Origin of the sequence: Corynebacterium kalidii (assembly GCF_022869005.1) — a bacterium.
GTDB classification, from domain to species: Bacteria; Actinomycetota; Actinomycetes; order Mycobacteriales; family Mycobacteriaceae; genus Corynebacterium; species Corynebacterium kalidii.
On record NZ_JALIEA010000016.1, the window covers coordinates 48,156 to 69,791 of the forward strand.

Annotated in this window: 17 protein-coding genes; 14 read left to right on the top strand and 3 right to left on the bottom strand. The window is 70.1% G+C overall.

Features of this window, described 5'->3' with window-relative positions; translation table 11 throughout:
* Nucleotides 1-12 precede the first annotated feature (12 nt).
* The 11 genes from MUN33_RS09790 to MUN33_RS09845 all read left to right on the top strand — a co-directional run bounded on the left by MUN33_RS09790 (nt 13) and on the right by MUN33_RS09845 (nt 13,196).
* Nucleotides 13-207 (top strand): hypothetical protein, encoded by a 195-nt coding sequence (locus tag MUN33_RS09790; RefSeq protein WP_244804732.1) that lies wholly within the window; start codon nt 13-15, stop codon nt 205-207.
* A gap of 97 nt (nt 208-304) precedes the next feature.
* Entirely contained in the window at nt 305-1,975 is a 1,671-nt protein-coding gene (locus MUN33_RS14175; RefSeq protein ID WP_305037386.1) for an ABC transporter transmembrane domain-containing protein, read from the top strand.
* Nucleotides 1,972-3,813 carry an ABC transporter ATP-binding protein gene (locus MUN33_RS09805; protein ID WP_244804733.1) on the top strand — a complete coding sequence of 614 codons (1,842 nt, stop codon included), beginning with the start codon at nt 1,972-1,974 and terminating at the stop codon, nt 3,811-3,813. Before MUN33_RS14175 ends, MUN33_RS09805 begins: the two co-directional genes overlap by 4 nt.
* Before the next feature lie 373 nt (nt 3,814-4,186).
* The gene (locus MUN33_RS09810) at nt 4,187-5,032 is read left to right on the top strand and encodes a phosphoadenylyl-sulfate reductase (protein ID WP_244804734.1); all 846 of its coding nucleotides are present in this window, start codon (nt 4,187-4,189) and stop codon (nt 5,030-5,032) included.
* The gene (cysD, locus tag MUN33_RS09815) at nt 5,014-5,946 is read left to right on the top strand and encodes a sulfate adenylyltransferase subunit CysD (RefSeq protein ID WP_439647851.1); all 933 of its coding nucleotides are present in this window, start codon (nt 5,014-5,016) and stop codon (nt 5,944-5,946) included. Before MUN33_RS09810 ends, cysD begins: the two co-directional genes overlap by 19 nt.
* A complete protein-coding gene (locus MUN33_RS09820; RefSeq protein ID WP_244804736.1) occupies nt 5,946-7,313 on the top strand; it encodes a sulfate adenylyltransferase subunit 1 in 1,368 nt (455 codons plus the stop codon). Before cysD ends, MUN33_RS09820 begins: the two co-directional genes overlap by 1 nt.
* On the top strand, nt 7,313-8,083 hold the full coding sequence (locus MUN33_RS09825) for a sirohydrochlorin chelatase (protein WP_244804737.1): 771 nt from the start codon (nt 7,313-7,315) through the stop codon (nt 8,081-8,083). The genes MUN33_RS09820 and MUN33_RS09825 overlap by 1 nt, the downstream gene beginning before the upstream one ends.
* The gene (locus MUN33_RS09830; protein WP_244804738.1) at nt 8,083-9,066 is read left to right on the top strand and encodes a sulfite exporter TauE/SafE family protein; all 984 of its coding nucleotides are present in this window, start codon (nt 8,083-8,085) and stop codon (nt 9,064-9,066) included. The genes MUN33_RS09825 and MUN33_RS09830 overlap by 1 nt, the downstream gene beginning before the upstream one ends.
* A 200-nt stretch (nt 9,067-9,266) precedes the next feature.
* A complete protein-coding gene (gene pta / locus MUN33_RS09835) occupies nt 9,267-10,682 on the top strand; it encodes a phosphate acetyltransferase (protein WP_244804739.1) in 1,416 nt (471 codons plus the stop codon).
* Nucleotides 10,683-10,697: 15 nt separating this feature from the next.
* Nucleotides 10,698-11,915, top strand: a complete 1,218-nt coding sequence (locus tag MUN33_RS09840) for an acetate kinase (RefSeq protein ID WP_244804740.1) — start codon at nt 10,698-10,700, stop codon at nt 11,913-11,915.
* Between the two features lie 183 nt (nt 11,916-12,098).
* Nucleotides 12,099-13,196, top strand: coding sequence for an endonuclease domain-containing protein (locus MUN33_RS09845; protein WP_244804741.1), 1,098 nt, complete (start codon nt 12,099-12,101; stop codon nt 13,194-13,196).
* A gap of 142 nt (nt 13,197-13,338) precedes the next feature.
* Here the strand turns inward: MUN33_RS09845 and MUN33_RS09850 are convergent, their stop codons facing one another.
* From MUN33_RS09850 to MUN33_RS09860, 3 genes are read right to left on the bottom strand one after another with little or no spacing between them, the layout of a single operon-like run.
* Nucleotides 13,339-15,840, bottom strand: a complete 2,502-nt coding sequence (locus MUN33_RS09850) for a serine/threonine protein kinase (protein ID WP_244804742.1) — start codon at nt 15,838-15,840, stop codon at nt 13,339-13,341.
* Nucleotides 15,840-17,021 (bottom strand): transporter substrate-binding domain-containing protein, encoded by a 1,182-nt coding sequence (locus tag MUN33_RS09855; protein ID WP_244804743.1) that lies wholly within the window; start codon nt 17,019-17,021, stop codon nt 15,840-15,842. Before MUN33_RS09855 ends, MUN33_RS09850 begins: the two co-directional genes overlap by 1 nt.
* Nucleotides 17,018-18,499, bottom strand: a complete 1,482-nt coding sequence (locus MUN33_RS09860; protein ID WP_244804744.1) for a GlnX family signal transduction membrane protein — start codon at nt 18,497-18,499, stop codon at nt 17,018-17,020. Before MUN33_RS09860 ends, MUN33_RS09855 begins: the two co-directional genes overlap by 4 nt.
* Before the next feature lie 73 nt (nt 18,500-18,572).
* Between MUN33_RS09860 and MUN33_RS09865 the strand changes: the two genes are divergently transcribed.
* From MUN33_RS09865 to MUN33_RS09875, 3 genes are read left to right on the top strand one after another with little or no spacing between them, the layout of a single operon-like run.
* Nucleotides 18,573-19,571 carry an ABC transporter ATP-binding protein gene (locus MUN33_RS09865; protein WP_244804745.1) on the top strand — a complete coding sequence of 333 codons (999 nt, stop codon included), beginning with the start codon at nt 18,573-18,575 and terminating at the stop codon, nt 19,569-19,571.
* Nucleotides 19,571-20,383: an ABC transporter permease gene (locus MUN33_RS09870; RefSeq protein WP_244804746.1), complete on the top strand. Its 813-nt coding sequence runs from the start codon at nt 19,571-19,573 to the stop codon at nt 20,381-20,383. Before MUN33_RS09865 ends, MUN33_RS09870 begins: the two co-directional genes overlap by 1 nt.
* A complete protein-coding gene (locus MUN33_RS09875; protein ID WP_244804747.1) occupies nt 20,376-21,635 on the top strand; it encodes a multidrug effflux MFS transporter in 1,260 nt (419 codons plus the stop codon). Before MUN33_RS09870 ends, MUN33_RS09875 begins: the two co-directional genes overlap by 8 nt.
* Nucleotide 21,636 lies beyond the last annotated feature (1 nt).

A 21,636-nucleotide genomic window follows, 5' to 3' on the forward strand; every position in this document is an offset into this window, starting at 1 on the left:
CCACGGCCTGCCATGGACGACACCAACGCCCGGATCCCCGGGAGAAGCGCACACCCCAACCCCAGGAGGGCCACCGTCATGAACTGCCCCTACTGCACGTCCGAGAACCTGTTCCCCGACTCCGAGACCGACAACGCCTGGCAGTGCCGTGACTGCTGCCGCGTGTTCTCGGTGAAGCTGCACGGACACATCGAACGCGGTGTCTGAGTCGGCCTGAGCCGGCCTGCACCGGCCTGAGCCGCCCTGAGTGACTCCGACCTGCACAGTGAAGGGCACCCTTTCCTGTGCTGTAGGCTCGACCACCATGGCAGGAGACGCGGCGGCAGACGGTACCGGGAACGACACGATCAGGTCCGGTCGCCTCCGCGGCGTCCCCTCGAAACTCCCCGACGCCGCCGACCGCCGGTGGCTGCTGAAACTCGCCGTCGCCCAGCGGCCCATCCAGTTCATCGCCTCGGCGGGGATGCTGGTCGGGTTCCTCTGCAACGCCACGACCTCCATCGTCGTGGGACGCGCCATCGACGACGCCGTCGCCACCGGCCGGTGGGACCGGCTGCTGCTGTGGGTCGCCGTCCTGGTGGCCCTGTTCCTGGTCAACGCGGCGGCGTTCTGGCTGGCGCGCCGGTACACCGAGATCACGCTCCAGCAGCTCAGCCATGACCTGCGCACCACGGTCACCGACCGGATCCAGGACCCCCGCGGCATCAGCGACGCCGGCGGCCGGGAGCGCACCGCCGGCGGCCTGCTGTCGATCGCGAGCACGGACGCGAACAAGGCCGCCGAGATCGTGGTGATGACGGTGTTCCCCATCGCCGAGCTCGGCTCGATCCTCTACGTCGCCGTGGTGGTGCTGTCGATCCACTGGCAGCTGGGCCTGGCGGTGCTGCTCGGCGCACCACTGGTCGTGGCACTGTCGGTGCGTGCCGCCCGCCCGCTGCGTGGCCGGGCGCAGGCCCGCCAGCACGCCCTGGCGCAGGCGGCGGCGGTGGCCGCGGACGCGGTGCAGGGCCTGCGGATCGTCAAGGGACTGGGCGTGGTGCGTACGATGCGGCGCCGCTACCAGGGGTACTCCGCCCGGGCGTTGGACGCCACGGTGCGGGCGAACGCCGCCGAGGCACGGTTGACGATGGTCACCGAGTCCGTCGGGGCGATCTACGTCGTCGCCATCGGCGTCACGGCCGGCTGGATCGCCCTGCACGACGGCCTCACCGTGGGCCAGCTGATCACCGTGGTGGGCCTGTCGCAGTACGTGGTCCAGCCGATGACGATGCTGGGCCGCAACTTCGCCACCCGGGTGGCGATCTCGGCGGCGTCGGGACGTCGCGTGCGCGAGGTCCTCACCGCCCCCTACGCCACGCCGGACGAGGCGTCGGACGCCACGACCGACGCACTGCTCGCGGCACTGCCGCCGGGGCTCACCGTCGTGCGCGGCGGCGGTGGTGACGACAGCGGTGGTGATGGCAGTGGCGACTGGTCCACGGTGACCCGGACACTGCAGCGACTGCAGCACCTCCCACGTCACCGCGTCATCGTCGCGCCGCACGGTGCGGACCTCTTCGACGGCTCCCTGCAGGACAACGTCCACCCGGACCCGGCGGTGGCCGCCCGTGCCCTGGAGGCCGCCGACTGCTCCGACATCCCCGGCGGCCCGGACCGTCCGGTGGGGGAGGGCGGCCGACGCCTCTCCGGTGGCCAGCGCCAGCGTGTCGCCCTGGCGCGCGCGATCGCGGCGGACCCCGAACTGCTCGTGCTCAGTGACCCCACCACCGCGGTGGACTCGGTCACCGAACAGCACATCGCCGACCGGGTCGCCGCCCTCTACGCCGGGGACGGCCGGCCCGGTCACAGGGCCCTGGTCGTCAGCGACGCGCCGGCGTGGCACGTCGCCGCCGGGCATGAACTCACCCGCGCCGACCTCGCCGGTATCGTCACCTCCGGCGACGTCGCGTCGGCCACCGGGGAGGTGCGGCGATGAGGGCGTCGTCCCTGACCGCGGTGACCACCGCGTCCCCCGACGGTCCCGTCCGGACCTTCCCGCTGGCCACCTGGGCCCAGGCACGCCGGGAGGTGGCCGCCCAGGCTCGGAAGGTGCCGCGGGCCCGTCGTCAGGCGCTCGCCGCCGTCCTGCTGCTGGCGGTCGGGTCGACGTGCACGGTCACGATCCCGCGCCTGCTGGGCCGCATCGTGGACATCGTGTCCACCGCCACAGGCCAGGCGGCGCAGGCGGAGACCGACCTGTGGCGGACCGCGGGGCTGATGGTGGCCATCGCGGTCGGTGCCGGGGTGTTCAACGGTGCCGGGTACTTCATCCTCGCCCGGTTGTCCGAGCGGCTCATCGCGAACCTGCGCGAGGAGATGGTCGGCACCGCGCTGGGGCTGCCCATGCACACCGTCGAGGAGTCCGGCACCGGCGACGTGGTCAGCCGGTCGACCGACGACGTCGCCCAGGTCTCCGCGGCGATCATGGAGGCGCTGCCGATCCTGTCGGGGGCGGTGTTCCTCATCGGCGCCACCGCGGTCAGCCTGCTGACGGTCGACTGGCGGTTCCTGCTGATCATCCTGGCGGTGTCACCGGTCTACTGGCTGGCGGCCCGCAGCTACCTGCGACGTGCGCCCGCCCTGTACGCCGCGGAACGGGCGTCGATGGGGCTGCGTGCCCGACGTGTCCTCGAGGCGATCCACGGCCGCGCCACGGTCCGCGCGTTCCGCATGGAGTCCGAGATGCACGACCGGATCGCGGACTCCTCCCGCCAGGTCATGACCAACGCGGTCAACGCGAACCGGGTGATGGTCGTGCTGATGAACAAGATGCTCGTCGCCGAACTGGTGATGCTGGGGACAGCCATCGTCCTGGGCTTCGTGCTCGTCGACCACGGCGTGCTCGGGGTCGGGGCGGTGACGGCGGCGACGCTGATGCTCATCCGCGTGCGGGGCCCGTTGCTGCAGATCATGCGGGTGCTGGACGTGGCACAGTCCGGGTACGCCTCGCTGGCCCGCGTCGTCGGGGTCACCGTGGACCCGCCCCGTCCGGTGCCGGACTCCGGGGCGCCGGCGCCGCGCGGCGAGGTGAGGCTGGAGGGTGTCGACTTCCGCTACGGCGACGACGCGTGGGCGGTGCAGGACGTGTCCTTCACCATCGCGCCGGGCCGGACCGTCGCCCTGGTCGGTGCGTCCGGGGCGGGCAAGACCACCGTCGCCACGTTGCTGGCAGGGCTGCGGGAACCCACCGGCGGGCGGGTGACGGTGGACGGGGTGCCGGTGACCGCCCTGTCCGACGACGAACGCGCCGCCCGTCTGGCCCTGGTCTCGCAGGAGGTGCACACCTTCTCCGGGACGCTGCGCGACGACCTGGGCCTGGCGGTCGGTGGGGACGCCTCTGACACGACCTCTGGCGTCACCGACGACGAGCTCGTCGCGGCGTTGGCGGCCGTGGGCGCGCTGGACTGGTTCCGGGGTCTGCCGGACGGGCTGGACACCGTCGTCGGTGCCCGCGGCCTGGTGCCGGACCCGGTGGTGGCGCAGCAGATCGCGTTGGCCCGGGTGCTGTTGCGTGACCCGCGCGTGGTCGTGCTCGACGAGGCGACGGCGGAGGCGGGGTCCGCCGGGGCGCAGGCGTTGGAGGCCGCGGCGCGCCGGCTCACCGAGGGCAGGACGGCGTTGACCGTCGCGCACCGCCTGGACCAGGCGAGACTGGCGGACGAGGTGCTGGTGATGGAGGACGGCCGGGTCGTGGAGCAGGGGACCCACGACGACCTCGTCGCGTCGGGCGGCAGGTACGCGAGGCTGTGGGAGGTCTGGTCGCGCGGCCGGTGACGGGGGCCGGGGCGGCCGGGGGCGGTCAGGGGTCGGCAGGCGCTGACGGGGGTTCGTGGGGCCGGGGCGGGGTTCTTGGCGGGGGTTTCAGGGTGATCGGAACCCTGTCGACGCGGCGACCCGGGGATTAAGGTGGCTTTTGCAGACCTCTCGGTCTAGGGGATTTTCAACTTTCTACCTGCAATGACAAATATCGTTTGTGCCCTTACCTGGGATTCTGGTTGCTCAGCTGCGCACTCTGCTCTAGTCTGGTGACTCATAACGCAGACCGACCGGTCTGTTGGGCGCCGTTCGGACTGCGTCGGACAATGACGAGACGACAGCCTGACACCTCAATCCCCGACTGACAACCCCCGACTGAAGAAGAGCAGCAATGACGAACACAGGACCAGACGTCGGCTTCACGGCGTTCACCGGCCTGATCGGTGCGTCCGGGGTGGACGGCGTCCCGGGAGCGGACGACGCCCGGGACCTCACCGACCCCGAGGTCAGCCCCCCTGGTGTCCCCACCACCACGACACCACTCGACGAGGAGCAGACCGCGGCACACCGTGCACTGGTCGACCAGTGGAACGACAGGTTGGAAGGGGCCACCGCCGAGGAGATCCTCGACTGGGTCAACGAGCACGTCTCCGGCACCGTCGCGGTGACGATGTCGATGCAGGACACCGTCCTGGCGGAACTGACCGAGGGACGCGTCCACGACGCCGAGATGGTCTTCCTCGACACCGGCTACCACTTCGACGAGACCCTGGACGTGGCCCGTGAGGTCGACGCGCGCTACAGCCTCCCGCTGCGCACCGTCGAACCGGCCTACTCCGTGGCCGGGCAGGACGAGACCTACGGCCGTGACCTGTACAAGCGCAACCCCACCGCCTGCTGCCGGATGCGCAAGGTCGAGCCCCTCGCCAGGATGCTCGACCCCTACGAGGCGTGGATCTCGGGCGTGAAGCGGGTCGACAGCGAACTGCGCAAGGACACCCCGATCCTGGACGTCGACCGCACCGGCCGGCTGAAGATCAACCCCCTCGCCGCGTGGACGGACGAGGACGTCGAGGCCTACATCGAGTCCCACGACCTGATCGTCCACCCGCTGACCAGGCAGGGCTACCCGTCCATCGGGTGCGCGACCTGCACCCTGCCGGTGGCTCCCGGCGACGACCCCCGTTCCGGCCGCTGGGCCAACTCCTCCAAGACAGAATGCGGACTCCACCTGTGACTACCACGACAGAACTCCCCACGCTCAGCCCCCACCTGGCCAGCCTCGAGGCGGAGGCCATCGAGATCCTCCGGGAGGTCGCCGGCCAGTTCGAACGCCCGGCCCTGCTGTTCTCCGGCGGGAAGGACTCGGTCGTCGTCCTGGAACTGGCCAAGCGGGCCTTCGCCCCTGCCGCCGTGCCGTTCGAGCTGGTGCACGTCGACACCGGACACAACTTCCCCGAGGTCATCGAGTTCCGCGACCGCGTCGCCGAGGACCCGCGCATCACCCTGCACGTGGCACATGTGCAGGACTGGATCGACTCCGGTGCCGTCCAGGAACGTCCCGACGGCACCCGCAACCCGCTGCAGACCGTGCCGCTGGTCGAGACGATCCAGCAGCGCGGATACGACGCCGTGCTCGGCGGCGCCCGCCGCGACGAGGAGAAGGCCCGCGCCAAGGAGCGCGTCTTCTCGGTGCGCGACTCCTTCGGCGGCTGGAACCCGCGCCGGCAGCGTCCGGAGCTGTGGGGCCTGTACAACGGCCGCCACCAGGCGGGCGAGAACATCCGTGTCTTCCCGATCTCCAACTGGACCGAGGCCGACATCTGGGACTACCTGCGCGCCCGCGACGTGGAGATCCCCGGGATCTACTACGCCCACGAGCGCGAGGTCTTCGACCGCGGTGGCATGTGGCTGACCGCCGGCGACTGGGGCGGACCGTCCGACGACGAGGTCGTGGAGACCCGGACCGTGCGCTACCGCACCGTCGGCGACATGTCCTGCACCGGCGCCGTGCTGTCGGACGCGGCCACCATCGACGACGTCATCGACGAGATCCGCCTGTCCACCACCACCGAACGTGGCGCCACCCGTGCCGACGACAAACTCTCCGAGTCCTCCATGGAGGACCGCAAGAAGGAAGGCTACTTCTGATGACCGCCGCCACCATCGAGTCCGCCGGAGCCACCGGGGCCAGCGGCGACGCTGCGACCTCGACGACCCCGACAACCCTGCCCACCCTGCGCCTGTGCACCGCCGGCTCCGTCGACGACGGCAAGTCCACCTTCGTCGGACGCCTGCTGCACGACACCAAGTCCATCCTCGCCGACCAGTACGAGGCGGTGGAACGGGTGTCCGCCGCCAAGGGACTGGAGAACCCCGACCTCTCCCTGCTGGTCGACGGACTGCGCGCGGAGCGCGAGCAGGGCATCACCATCGACGTGGCCTACCGCTACTTCGCCACCGACAAGCGCTCCTTCATCCTCGCCGACTGCCCGGGGCATGTGCAGTACACCCGCAACACCGTCACCGGACTGTCGACGTCCGACCTGGTCATCGTGCTCATCGACGCGCGTAACGGCGTGATCGAGCAGACCCGCCGTCACCTCACCGTCGCCGCGATGATGAAGACCTCCCACGTCGTCGTCGCCGTGAACAAGATCGACGCCGTCGACTTCGACGAGGGCGTGTTCCGTTCGATCACCGCCGAGGTACGCGAACTCGCCGAGCAGCTCGGACTCCCCAAGATCGACGTCGTGCCGACCTCGGCGCTGCTCGGCGACAACGTCGTCTCCCCGTCGGAGAACACTCCCTGGTACAGTGGGCCGACCGTCCTGGACATCCTGGAGACCGCCCGCCCGGCCCGCGTGAACGCCGGCAAGACCCGCGGTCTGCGGTTCCCGGTGCAGGTCGTCATCCGTGACCACGCCACCGACTACCGCGGCTACGCCGGACGGCTGACCTCCGGGTCGGTCAGCGTCGGTGAGCAGGTCACCGTCGGCGGCGATGGCGGACGGACGACCACGGTCGTCGGCATCGACGGTCCCGCCGGCGGGCAGGACCGGGCCGTCCGCGGGGAGTCGGTCACCCTGCGCCTCGCCGACGACATCGACATCTCCCGCGGTGACCTCATCGCCACCGAGGTCGAGGGCGACGCACTGCCCACCCCGTCGAACCAGGTCACCGCACTGGTCTTCCAGCTCGCCGAGACCCCGGTGAAGCTGCGGGGCAACGTGCTGCTGCGCTACGGCTCGGCCACGGTGCGGGCACGTGTCGACGAGATCGTCAGCCGGGTCCACATCCTCGACGAGGACGAGACCGCCGCCGACGGCGACCTGGGCAGCGAACTGGCGCTCAACGACATCGCCGAGGTGCGGGTGACCGTCGCCGAGCCACTGCCGTTCGAGGCCTACCGCCGTGGCGGCCGGGTCGGGTCCTTCCTGCTGGTCAACCCATCCACCGGTGACACCCTCACCGCAGGTCTGGTCACCGAGGACCCCGAGAGCCTCGTCGGACGCTGATGCACCCGTCCGCCGCGCCGCCCGTCGTCTGCCTCGCCCACGGGTCCCGGCACCCGGAGGCGGACGCGACGGTGGCGGACATCGCCCGTGCCGTGGCCGCACTGACCGGACGCGACACGAGGGCCGCCTACCTCGACTTCTCACCGCTGACCCCCACCACCGTGGCGCGCCTGCTCGCCGCGGAGGGCCACAGCGGGGCGGCCGTCGTGCCGCTGCTGTTCACCACGGCCTTCCACATGACCACCGACGTGCCCGAGGCACTGGCGGCGGCCACCGCGGAGACCGGTCTGACACTCCACCAGACCGACGGCATCGGCAGCGGTGACGACCTCGCCGAGGTCCTGGCCTCCCGGGTCGCCGCCGACGCCGACCATCTCGTCCTCTACTCGGTCGGCTCCAGCGTCCCCGGCGCCAACGCGCGCGTCGCCGGACTGGCGGACGCGGTGGGGCGCCGGCTCGGCGTCCCCGCCCGCTCCATCGTCGCCACCGGCGGTCCCGGAACCGGGCCGGACGCCCTGGTGGCCCACGTGGAGGACGCCGTCCGCAAGGGCGCCCGGCGGGTGGCCGTGGAACCGCTGTTCATCTGTCCCGGAACCCTCTGGGACAGCGCAGTCCGGGCCGTCCAGGCTGTCCGGGCCACCCCGGGCGGGGACGGCCCGTCGGTCGCCGACGCCGTGACCACCGGCCACCCGCTCGGGACCGCCGTCGCCCCACTGATCGCCGCACGCCTGACCACCCGTGTCCCGGAACAGGACGGAGGAACCACCTGATGAAGCTGCTGTTGTTCGCCCTCGCCGGCCTGATGGCGCAGCTCGTCGACGGAGCCCTCGGCATGGCCTTCGGGGTGACCGCGACGACGATGCTGATCCTGTCCGGCACCGCCCCGGCCCAGGCCAGCGCCGCGGTGCACTTCGCCGAGGTCGGCACGACCCTGTTCTCCGGGGTCGCCCACTGGCGTCTCAACAACGTCCACTGGCCCACCGTGGTCTTCCTCGGGATCCCCGGGGCGGTCGGCGCCTTCTTCGGCGCCACCGTCCTCGCCGGACTGTCGGCGGAGTCGGCCGAACCCGTGGTCTCGGCCCTGCTGCTGATGCTCGGAGCCTATGTGCTGGTCCGCAGCATCCTGGTGCCGTGGAAGAAACGGGAACAGGCGACCGACGCCCCGGCGTCGTCGTCACGCAGGTCCCGGCTGGGCCTCGTCGCCCTCGGGCTCGGCGGCGGGTTCCTGGACGCCTCCGGTGGCGGCGGATGGGGACCGGTCACCACCTCGACACTGATGAGTGTGGGACGCAGTGAACCACGCAAGATCATCGGCACGGTCAACACGGCCGAGTTCCTCGTCGCCGTGGCCGCGTCCGCCGGCTTCATCATCGGTCTCGAACGCGTCCACGAGTCCTGGCAGCCGGTCCTCGGACTGCTCATCGGCGGGCTCGTCGCGGCACCGATCGCGGCGTGGATCGTCACGGTGGTCAAGCCGGATATCCTCGGCACCGTCGTCGGGGCCGTGCTGGTCGCCCTCAACGGGGTACGGGTCAGCGCCTCCCTCGGCTGGGTCGGGGTCGCGTTGGCGGTCACGGTCGTGGCGCTGTGCCTTGTCGCCGTCGTCCGGGGACTCCGGATGCGGCGGGCCGCACGCGGTGCGGAGGAGCCGGGGCAGGACGTCGGGCAGGACGCTGGGCAGGACGCTGGGCAGGCGCCGGACGACGAGACCGGGCAAGTAGTTATCGCTGTAGAAAGACCTGGCGGTCCATAAGCCGGGCGGCGTGCCCCGAACCACCCCCGCCAGAGTGGGGTAAGGCACAGCAACGGGGGTAGTGAGACCAACGAGACAGCACTCCGTTGGTTGCGCAGAGTGATTCGCGGCACAATGGTGGAGGAACATCCCCCTCCGCTCCGGGACCACCACCAGGTACCGGACCTGCCGGGGACCGTCAACCATGTGAAGGAGACCCCGTGACCGTTCGAGCAGTGCTCAGCCCGATCGCCACCGCCGCCGGACGTCGAGACGAACTGATCACCGACCTCTCAGGTCAGGTGACCGACATCTTCGATACGCTCCGTCCCGCCGCACCGGACTTCGGAGCCGCCCTCGACACCGCGCTGACCACGGACACGGCGGTACTCGTCGGGACCGGCGAGCCCATGTTCGACTCGCGCCTGGCCGCCGCCGCCGGGGTCGCGCACTTCCTCGTCGCGGCAGGGGAGCAGGACCACCTCCAGCTGCAGCAGGTCTCCGGCCAGCTGGTGCGCTCGGGACGTGAGCCACGCGGGATCGCCCTGCTCGACCGGCCGGAGGCGACGTCCTCCGCACTGGAGTCCGAGGGCACCGCCGTGCCGTTCGTCGCGCTGGACTCCGTCCGCTCCGCCGAGGCCTGCACGCCGGTCATCGGCCCGGAATCCTTCGAGCGCAACCTGATCATCAAGGCACGTGAGGCCAAGGCGCACATCGTGCTGCCCGAGGGGGACGACGACCGTATCCTCCAGGCCGCCGACCAGCTGCTCGCCCGCCGGGTGTGCGACCTGACGATCCTCGGCGACCCCAGGAGCATCGCGGCCCGGGCGCATGAGCTCGGCCTCGACCTGAGCTCGGCCACCCTCACCGACCCCACCAGCGGGGACGACCTGGAGCGCTTCGCCGAGGAGTTCGCCGAACTGCGGAAGTCCAAGGGGGTGACCCTCGAGGAGGCCCGCGAGACGATGAAGGACATCTCCTACTACGCCACGATGATGATCCACCTCGGCATGGCCGACGGCATGGTCTCCGGTGCAGCGCACACCACCGCCCACACCATCAAGCCCAGCTTCCAGATCATCAAGACCGCGCCGGACGCCTCCATCGTCTCGTCGATCTTCCTCATGGTCATGGACGGGGTGCTCTGGGCGTTCGGCGACTGCGCGGTGAACCCGAACCCCACACCGGAACAGCTCGCCGAGATCGCCGTCGTCTCCGCCCGGACCGCCGGCCAGTTCGGTATCGACGCCAAGGTCGCCATGCTGTCGTACTCCACCGGCAGCTCCGGGACCGGCGAGGACGTCGAGGCCGTGGCACAGGCCGTCGCCATCGCCCGGGAGAAGGCCCCGGACCTCGGGGTGGACGGGCCGCTGCAGTTCGACGCCGCGGTCGTGGACTCGGTGGGGCAGAAGAAGATGCCGGGGTCGGATGTCGCCGGCAAGGCCACCGTCTTCGTGTTCCCCGACCTCAACGCCGGCAACATCACCTACAAGGCCGTGCAGCGCACCGCCGACGCCCTCGCCGTCGGCCCCATCCTGCAGGGGCTGAACAAGCCGGTCAACGACCTGTCCCGTGGGGCGACCGTCCCCGACATCGTCAACACCGTCGCCATCACCGCCATCCAGGCCGGAAACTAACCGAAAGGCCCGCACATGACCTCGAGTACCACGTACGTCCTCGTCCTCAACTCCGGTTCCTCGTCCATCAAGTTCCAGGTCATCGACCTGAACGCGGACGTCCAGGCCGGGCCGTTCCTCTCCGGCCTCGTCGAGCAGATCGGTGAGAGCCGTGGCCACATCAAGCTCGTCACCGAGGACCAGACCATCGAGGACCGCCGTCCGATCCTCAGCCACTCCGTCGGCCTGGAGCGCGCCTTCGGCATGATGTCCCTGCTCGGCGTCGGCCCGCAGGACCTCGACATCTCCGCCGTCGGGCACCGTGTGGTCCACGGCGGCAACAAGTTCTCCGAGCCGGTGGTCATCACCGACAAGGTCGTCGACGAGATCCGTACCCTGGTCCCGCTCGCGCCGCTGCACAACCCGGCGAACATCGACGGCATCGAGAACGCCCGCACGCTGCTGCCGGACGTCAAGCACGTCGCCGTGTTCGACACCGCCTTCTTCCACAGCCTGCCGGAGGCGGCGTCCCGCTACGCCCTGAACCGCGAGATCGCCGACCAGTACCACATCCGGCGCTACGGCTTCCACGGCACCAGCCACGAGTACGTCTCCGCCCTGGTGCCGAAGATCCTGGGCAAGAACGCCGAGGACATCAACCAGATCACCCTCCACCTGGGCAACGGTGCCTCGATGGCGGCGATCCGGGGCGGGAAGCCGATCGACACCACCATGGGCCTGACCCCGCTGGAGGGCCTGGTCATGGGTACCCGTACCGGTGACATCGACGCCGGTATCATCTTCCACCTCTACCGCGAGGGCAAGATGACCATCGACGAGATCGACACGCTGTTCAACAAGCGTTCCGGTCTGAAGGGGCTCGCCGGCGCCAACGACTTCCGCCTGATCCAGGAGCTCATCAACGAGGGCGACGAGAACGCCAAGGAGGCCTACGACATCTACGTCCACCGGGTCCGCCGGTACGTCGGTGCGTTCATGCTGGAACTGGGCCGTCTCGACGCCGTGGTGTTCACCGCCGGCGTCGGCGAGAACCACGTGGGTATCCGCCGCGACACGATGGCCGACCTGGAGAACTTCGGCATCATCATCGACGAGTCGCGCAACCAGAACGACGAGGGTGTCAAGGGACCGCGCGTGATCTCCTCCGACGACTCGGCGGTGAAGGTGCTCGTGGTCCCGACGAACGAGGAGCTGGCCATCGCCAGGGCCGCGCAGGAGCTGTCCGAGGCGTAAAAGGGGCGGAAGGCTGCCTCGGCAGGGGGAGGCGACGAGGTGGCCCGACCGTGCTTCCTGACCGCGGCGATCTATGTACGTGCAGGTCGCCGCGTTGGTGTTGTCGGGGGACGCGTAATCCGTGACATGGGGGCGTCCTCCGGTAGGCTTGCCACCGTTATCCGAGGGGACGACGGGGAGTACATGGGGTACCAGGGGGACGCGCTCGACAACGACATCATCCGACGGCGCCGGACGCCGGTGCACGTGCGTCGGACGGTCCGGCCGGTCACACCGGCGCAGCACCGCAGCTGTGGACATCGGGGGCGCGACGACGCTTTCACCGAGGTCAACGGTTTCTGGATCCCGACCGCCGCCGTCCGGAAGCCCGCGGTCGTGGACGTCGGGGCCCGTGGGCATCCGCGGAGGATCGGCTATGACCTGGAGGCGTTGACCCGGGCCCGGCTGACCCACCTCGTGCACCCCGGATGGACGGCCGCCGCGTGGACGGCGGCGTCGGTCTGGGGGCTGCCGTACTTCTGCTACAACGCCGACACCTGCGTCCTTTCCGGCGGTGACCGCAGGATCGCCACACACGCAGGTGAGGTGACCCGGCACCGCCGTGCCGGATGGATGAGAGACCGTGGACCGGTGACCGGCGTCGATCCGTTGTTCCCCGACCTCCCGGTCACCGCACCGGTGCTCACGGTGATCCACTGTCTACGGTCCCTGCGTGCGGAGGAACACTCCTGGGAGGTTCCACCCGGCACAGGGATGACCGACGTGGCGGTGCGGATGGTGCAGTTCATCGACGCCGTCTGCCAGCTGTTCGACATCGGGCCGGAGCAGCTCCCCGATGCGTGCGCCGGGTTGTACCCGCGGCGTGACCTGGAACGGATGGTGTCGCTCGCCGACCGCGGTGGTGAGTCGCCGATGGAGACGGTTCTGCGTCTGCAGCTGTACGGGTTGCTCGGGAACGAGACCGCCGGGAGGTTCATCCCCCAACTGGTCATCCACCGCGACGGGAGTACCGTCGACCCGGTGCACACGGGGAACCCGGTGGGTGGCGGGGTCGTGGCGCGGGTCGACTTCGGCTGCCCGGAATGGAAGCTGGCGATCCAGTACGACGGTGCCGACCACCTGGCCAGGAACAGACGGGACCGCGATTCGCGGATCGGTGCGGAGCTGGCGAACCTGGGCTGGCACGTCCTGCGACTGACCTACGGGCATCTGAGGGATCCGGAGCTGCTGCGTCAGACCGTCGTCGACGGGATCATGCTGGCACGTCGTCGGCTGTCGTGAGGCCACCGGTGTCCCGGCACCTGTCATGGATTACGCCTCGCTTCGGCGCGAATCGGTAAAACCCCAGGTCGCGCCTGTTACCAGTGGGGCGACGGCGTAATCGGCGTACTGAGGCGGCGGGGGCCGACGGCGCCGGGTCAGCTCAGAACCAGGTGCGCGGCCGGATCCGGTTGGCCATGTCCACCAGCCGGAAGCGGTGACGGGCGAAGGGGGACTGGCGGGCGATGTCGCGCAACCCCTGCTCGATGCCGGCGCGCAGACCGCGTTCGCTGAACTCCACGTCGAACAACGGGGCCTTCGACACCCGCACCGGGGAGTCGGACTTCTCCTGTTCGGCACGCAGCCACTCCAGCGCGGCGGCCAGGACCGCCAACCTGACCTGCGGGATCCGAGGCTCATTGGTCGGCAGGATCTCCAGTCGTCGTGCCGCACGCCGCAGCCGTGCCTCGTTGAGGGAGGACTTCTCGGTGATCAGCATCAGCACCGTGGTTAGCCGCGCCATCCGGTGGTGGCGGGAGGACTGGGGCAGGCGGTCCAGCGCGGCGACCGCGGCGTCCACCAGACCTTCGGCGTGCAGCTGACGGGCCAGCCCGAACGCCGCAGACACGGTCGAGGCGTTCGTGGCCCACACCAGCCCGTAGAGACGGATGGTGTGGAACCGCAGTGCCACCGGGTCCTGGGACAGGTGGGTCCACCCGGGCACCGTACTGTAGTCGGGCGACTGTTGCGCACCCTGTGTGTAGGTCAGCGCCAGGGCGGCCTTCTGCACGTTGGTGTCCAACAGGCGGGCGGTGTTCATCCCCTGGTGCTGCAGCATCAGCTCATCGGTCGCCGCCAGGGCGAGCTTCGGCGCCGGCTCACCCGGCAGGGTGTTGAGCACCTCGTTGAAACATGCCTGGGCGGCGACATAGTCACTGGTCAGGAGATTGGAGACACCGGACAGCCACTGGTGTCGCCAGTCGCGTTGCAGCCGGTCGTCCATGTCGCGCAGCGTCAGCACCGCCTCGGTCGTCATCCCGAGGTCGAGCTGGGCCCGGACGATGGTCAGCGGGATCTCGGTCGACGACGACAGGTCCGGCTGCTTCAACGCTGCCTTCAGGGTGTCGAGTACTTCACCAGGCTCGGTGAGGCTGGCGGCGGACAGCAGGGACGCACCCGGGTCGTTCGGGTCGGTCAGCGGGGTCGGCAGTGCGGCGACGACCTCGGGGGCGGTGGTCTCCACGGACCGCTCGATACCGTCGATGAGCTGGTCGGTGCGGAAGAGCAGGTGCTTGGTGCCGAAGGTGGAACGCTGGGCGGTGAAACGCGTGTCCAGGTGCGGGTACTGGCGTCCGTCGCGGATGGCCAGGACCTCCCGGAGTACGCCGATGAGCTGGTTGGCCATCGTGCCGGCGGAACTGAACCGTCGCTCCGGGTTCTCGTCGGTGGCCCGCAGCAGCAGCCGGTAGAGCGACAGGTACTTCCGGAACAGCGGTTCCTCGTCCGGGTCGGGGAGGCCGGGGTCGTAGACCCCGTCGGTGACGGGCAGCTTCACGATGAGGCTGGCCAGGGTCCGGCCCACGGTGTAGATGTCGCTGGCGATCGTCGGGCCGGTCCGTGCGATCTCCGGCGCCTGGAACCCCCGGGTACCGAAGATGTGGCCGAAGGCGCCGATACCGGAGACCGCCCCCAGGTCGATGAGCTTGACCTGGTCCTCGGTGATGATGATGTTGTCCGGTTTCAGGTCGTTGTACACCACACCCCGCGAGTGCAGGTAGTCGAGTGCGGGCAGGACCTCGAGGACGTAGCCGATGGCGATGTCGATGGGCAGCGTGTTGCCCGGTTGGCGCCGTCGCCGGTGGCGCAGCGAGGGGCCACCGACGTACTCCATGATGATGAAGCCACCGGGGCTGCGCGGGTCGTCGATGAAGTTGAAGATCTTCACGATGCCGGGGTGGGTGATGTCGGCGAGGAAGGCGCGTTCCGACTCCGCGACGGCACGTTCGTGGGCGGTCGTCGTCGCCATCATGCCCTTGAGCACGACCCACCGGTCGGACACGTTGTGGTCGACGGCGAGGTAGATCCAGCCGAGTCCGCCGTGGGCGATCGGCCCCAGCACCTCGTACTGTGCGGCGACCATGTCACCCGGCTGCAGGACGGGAGGTTCGGTGCCCTCGGCGACCGCCTTCTCGACGGCCTCGGCGTCGATGACCGCGTCCTGGGGGTTCGTCGGCGGGATGAACGGCAGACGCACCATCCCGCCCGCGACCTCGGCACCGGCGCGGGACGTGCCACGGCGTCGGCGGAACGTCGAGAGAGCCTCGCGGCGACTGCGCTCACCGGAGTCGACGGCGGGCTGCCGCTCGGTGTGGGCGGGCCCGGTGCCGGGGCCGGTGGGGACGGAGTCACCGTAGACCCCGGCGACCTCGACACTGTCGCTGTCGTCGGCGAAGGGGTCGAACGGCGTGGCCTGGGTGGATTCGCCGTCGCTGTCACGGTCGCCGCCAGACACCCGGTCGGTGCCGCCGGTGCCGCCGGTGTCGTCCTCGTCGGCGAAGGGGTCGAAGAACGTCGCCTCGGTGGCCTGGCCGCTGTCGCTGGCGGAGCCGCCGGTGCGCTCCTCACCGGGGGCGTGCTCGTCCGGGGTGTGCTCGTCGGGGGTCATCACTGGTCGTCCTGCCTGTCTGAACCGCTGCTGCCGGTGCTGCCGCTGCCCTCGCCGTCTCCGGCGTCCGTGCCACCCACCTCGTCCGTCTTGTCCGCCTCGTCCTGCCGGCGTTCACGCAGCGCGGTGAGCTCGCGGTTCTCCGCGGCGGAGCGGTAGGTGGCGGGCGGCTGGTCGGCTCTACCGAGGTAGCCCCTCAACCACCGGTCGTAGATGTCGTCCCACGTGCCGTCCTCGCGGATCCGCTCCATCGTCGAGTTGACCTGGCGCACCAGACCGGCGGTGTCGCGCTTCTCGGGCAGCGCCGCCGCCACGCCGTAGTCGGTGCCCTCCGAGCTGGTGCCGATGATCTCGGTGTAGGGGTCCTGCGCCTGCAGCCCCGAGAGGATCGCGGAGTCCGAGTAGATCGCGTCGGCCTGGCGACGCTGGATCGCCATCAGACAGTCCGACCAGGTCTGGGTGGCCAGGATGTCCTGGTGGGGGATGTCGTCGCGGAGCTCCTGCAGGTTGGTGGAGTCGTGGGTCACGCACACCGTCCTGTCCCCGAGGTCCTGCTCGTCGGTGATGCCGGAGTCGCGCATGGCGAGGACCCGCGGGTACGTCGTCAGATACGGGACGGAGAACTCCACCTGCTCCTGCCGGGGTTTGGTGATGGTGTACGTGCGGGCCACCAGGTCCACCGTCCCCGTCGACAGGACGTCCTCCAGGTCGTTGCCCTCGACGTAGCGGTACTCGATACGGTCGGGGTCACCGAAGATGTCGCGGGCGATCTCGCGCGCCAGGTCGATCTCGAACCCGGCGAGCTCCCCGTTGACTGGGTCCCGGAATCCGAGCTGGTTGAGCGACTGCGCGACACCCACGATCAGGCGTCCCCGCTCGATGATGGCGGGCACACGCCGCGCCGGGGAGACGTCCCCGCCGGTCTGCGGGTCGGTGTCCGGGCGCAGCGAACCGTAGGCCTGGTGCGCCCCGGCCAGGGTGTCCCGGGTGGTGCCGGACGTGAGCTCGTCGACGTCGTCGGACAGCTTCGACCCGTTGGGCAGCGCGAGGGTCGGGTTCGGTGCGTCCGGCCACTCCTGCAGGCTCTGCTCGTCGGAGACGCAGGACGCCAGGGCGGTGGCGCTGACGGCCGCCACGACGGCGGCGACGACGGGGGTGAGGATGCGTGCGCGGGTGTTCACAGGTACTCCTGGAGCCGTGGGCGGGTTCCGTAGACGATGCACAGGGCCGAGATCAGACTGAGCAGGATCACCAGCGCCGAGACCTGCTGCGCCGACACCCGGGAGTCCGCGAGGTACGTCCGGAGCTGGTCGCGGGTCTCGTTGATGAGGGAGCGCAGGTTCTCGTCGAGCTTCTGGTAGGGGTGCACGTCCTCCTCGCCGATGGTGGCGCCGATCGCCGCGGGGTAGTCGCCCTGCTGGACGTAGGCGAGCATCTCGGCGTGGGAGGTGTCCCAGGCCCGCAGGTTCTCCCGGGCCTCGTCCAGGACGCCGCGGTCACCGACGATGGTGCGCAGGGTCTCCAACTGGCTGTCGATACGGGTGACCTGCTCGGAGAAGTCGTTCTGGGTGGCGTCGGAGTACTCGCGTTCCACCAGGCCGAGCGCCTCGGTGGTACGGGTCTGCTGCACGGTGATGCGCAGGGAGGTCAGGGTCTCCAGGGGCTGTGCCGTGCCGTCGAGCCCGCGGGAGCCGTCGGTCCAGGTGGTCAGCGCCGAGCCGCTGGCCCACAGCAGGGCGACGGTCATCAGCACCGTCGCGGTGGCGTACCCGGCGTTGACCCGCCGGTTGGTGTTGGCGGCCAGCCAGAACTGCGCGACCGCCAGCATGACGACCGCCGCGACCAGACCGGAGAGCGCGAACCAGCCGGGCCTGGTCAGGGCGAGCTGCTGTTCGCCGACCTCGGAGCTGGCGTTGGAGTACAGCTCGCCGGCGGCGGGGAGGATCTCGTCCTGCATCATCGTGCTGGCCTGTGTCACGTAGGCCGCGCCCACGGGGTGGCCCTGCCGGTTGTTCACGCCGGCTTCGGTGATCAGGCTGGTGTAGATCGGCAGCTTCTCCTGGATCTCCAGGATCAGGGCCATCTCGCGGGTCGCGGGGTCGTCGATGCCGCTGGCGGCGCGGATGATCGCGCGTGAGGCGCTGTCCACGGCCTCCCGGTAGGACGGGTTGGTGTCCGCGCTGCCGGAAGCGTCCTCGACGAAGCCGGTGGTGGCCACGGAATCGGCCACGGACAGCGAGTTGTACAGCTCCTGGGCGGCGAAGGACACCGGCTCGGTCCGGTTGACCAGTGTGTTGAGGTCGCCCTGCTGGTTGGACGACTGGGCGGCCATCGCACCGCCGGCGGCGAGGATGGCGAGCACCAGGATCACCGACACGACGGTGAGCAGGCCCGGGGTGGTCGACACGAACCGGCGGAACCGGCGGGGGATCTCGAGCGCCGGGGTGAAGACGCTCAGCCGACGTCCGCCGGGGCCGTCGGTCGGGGCGTCGTCCATCCACCGGTCGGTGTCCTGGCGGTGGCCGCCGGGGCCGACGGCGCCGACAGCACCGACCGGACCGTCCGTCCGGTGGGCGGCATCCGTTTCGCGGGTCGTGAATGTGCCGGTCGAGGCCGGATCGGTGGCCCCGTCACCTGGATCTCGTGTCGGCACGGGCATGTAGGTCATCCTACATTCGTCCGGGGAAGAAGTGTCAGTGCCTCGGCAGTGGGGCGTATGGCACGATAGGGGAATGATCGAAGTCGAATCCCTGACCAAGCGGTACGGTTCCGCGACCGTCGTGGACGACCTGAACTTTTCGGTGAAACCGGGAATCGTCACCGGATTCCTCGGCCCGAACGGTGCGGGTAAGTCCACCACCATGCGCATGATCGTCGGGCTCGACCGCGCGTCCGCCGGCACCGCCACCATCGACGGCCAGCGCTACGAGGAGTACGCCAAGCCCCTGCACAAGGTAGGTACGCTGCTCGACGCGAAGTGGGTCCACCCCAACCGCACCGCCGCGAACCACCTGAAGTGGCTGGCCGCCGCCAACGGCATCCCCGCCAGGCGTGTCGACGAGGTCCTCGACCTCGTCGGCCTCAGCGACGTCGCCGGCAAGAAGGCCGGCAACTTCTCGCTCGGCATGGGCCAGCGGCTGGGCCTGGCGGTCGCGCTGCTGGGCGACCCGGAGGTCCTGATCCTCGACGAGCCGGTGAACGGCCTGGACCCCGAGGGCATCCGCTGGGTGCGTGACTTCGTGCGCCACCTCGCGTCCGAGGGCCGTACGGTGATGATCAGCTCCCACCTGCTCAGCGAGATGGCTCTCACCGCCGACCACCTCATCGTCATCGGGCGGGGTCGCCTGGTCGCGGACACCTCGACCCACGACTTCATCAAGAACGCCTCCACCGCCACGACGGTGGTGCGTACCGACCACCTCGAGGAGATGAAGAACGCGCTCACCGAGCAGGCCGTGCGCTTCACCGAGAGCACCGACGACGACGGACGGGCCATCCTCGTCATGGAGGACACCGAGCCCGACGAGGTCGGCGGGATCGCATACACCTACGGGCTGCTGCTGCGTGAGCTCAGCGAGCGCCGGGCGTCGCTGGAGGACGCGTTCATGAGCATGACCGGACACGCCGTCGACTACCACGCCAACCTGGGCGGGGACCTCGGTGACGTCCCCGACGCGGCTGCCCGGCTGGGCCAGCCGGCGGACACGCCGACCACCGAGGGGGAGAAGTAATGCTGGCACACGCCGTCAACGCCGAGTGGATCAAGATCCGTACGACCCGCGCGGTCTACTGGACCTCGGCGCTCATCATCGTGTTCTCCGTGGCCTTCGCGGCCTTCCTGAGCTGGGCGAACGCGATGAGCTACCAGATGTTCATCGACGACGGGGACTTGGAGTCCGCCGCCATCAACGCCGAGGGCCTGAACGTGGCCGGTGCGCTCATGGGCCTGCAGCTGTTCGGGGTGATGATCATCCTGATCCAGGGCGCCCTGCTGGTCACTGGCGAATACGGCAACAACACCGCCAAGTCGAACGCCCTGGCCGTGCCGAGGCGGTGGCAGCTCCCGGTGGCCAAGTTCATCGTCTACGGGGTGATCGCCGCCGTCACGACCGTGGTCGCCGCCGTGCTCAGTGTACTGGTGTCGCGCTGGATCGCCGGCACCCAGATCGACGACGACGCGATCCTGTCCGGGATCTCCCTGTCCGCGGACGACGCCTGGACGGTCGTCCTGCGCATGGTCGTCTACGCCCTCGGCGCGGTGGCACTGGCCATCGGTGTGGCCTACCTGCTGCGGAAGACCGCCGGCGCCATGGCCGTCCTGCTGCTGTGGGTGCTGGTGCTCGAGGACATCGTCGGGATGATCCCCAAGGTCGACAAGTGGATCCCCCAGTACCTCCCGTTCAAGAACATCGGCGGCGCGGTGAACCTCACCGACGTCGCCAACGCCCCCTGGGGTCAGACCGGTTCGGTGCTCTACTTCGTCGTGGTGTGCCTGGTCGTCTTCATCATCGGTACGGTCACGCTGCGTCGTCGCGATGCCTGACCGGACGTCGCGGGGGAAGGGTGGGGAGGTCGCCTCGGCGGGGACGGTGTCCCTGGCGATGCTCGCCGGCATCGCGCTGCTCTCCACCGGCGGGCCGTTCGGCACGGACATGTACCTGCCGTCCCTGCCGGAGATCACCGACGACCTCGGTGCCACGGCGTCGCTGACCCAGCTGACGATCACCTCCTTCATGGTCGGGATGGCGGTCGGGCAGCTCGTCGTCGGGCCGCTGTCGGACCGCGCCGGACGCCACCGGTTGCTCGTCGCGGCGACCACGGTGGGCCTGCTGGCCTCGGTGGTCTGTGCGCTGGCGCCGTCGATCTGGCTCTTCGTCGCGGTACGGTTCTTCCAGGGCGCGGCCGGTGGTGCCGCCGTGACCCTGGGGCGGTCGATGATCGCCGACCGGCTCCAGGGGGCGGCCGCGGCGGCGGCCCTGTCGACGATGATGATCTTCACCTCCGTGGCGCCGATCGTCGCACCGGTGGCCGGTGGGGCGGTCGCCGGGCTCGCCGGGTGGCGGGCGGTGTTCTGGACGCTGGCGGGCATCGCCGTGCTGCAGGTCGTCGTCGCCCTGCTGCTGCCGGAGACACACCCCGCCGAGAACCGTACCGAGGGCGCGATGATGGTGGTGTACCGCCGGATGGCCGGTCTCTTCCGCGTCGGGCCCTATGTCGGACATCTCGTGGCGTTCGCGGTCGGCTTCGGCGCGTTCTTCGCCTTCGTCGCCGGGTCGTCCTTCGTGATGCAGGAGCAGTTCGGTCTCACGGCGTCGCAGTTCAGCCTCGTGTTCGCCGGGAACGCGGTCGCGCTCGTGCTGGCGAACATGGTGAACGCCCGCGTGGTGGCGAAGGTCGGCCCGGCCCGCATGCAGGCGATCGGGCAGGCGCTGCTGTTCACCGGGGGACTGGGCCTGCTGCTCGTCGCACTGACCGTGCACAGTCTGCTGCCGGTGATCGTGTTCATCTTCGTCGCCACCGTCGGGACCGGACTGAACCTGGGCAACACCACGGCCCTGGCGATGGACCTCGCCCCGGGACGCGCCGGTGCGGCCTCCGCGCTGCTCGGGGCCGGGCAGTTCCTGGCCGCCGGCGTCGTCGCCCCGGTCGTGGGGCTGGGGCAGGACGGCCTGCTGACCATGGCGACGGTGATGGCGTCGTGCGCGGCCGTCTCCGTCGTCGGTGGGCTCTACGGACGACGGGGACGCCGGGGATCCCGGCAGCGCCCGGCGCCCGCCACGCCGCCCGCCGTCTGAC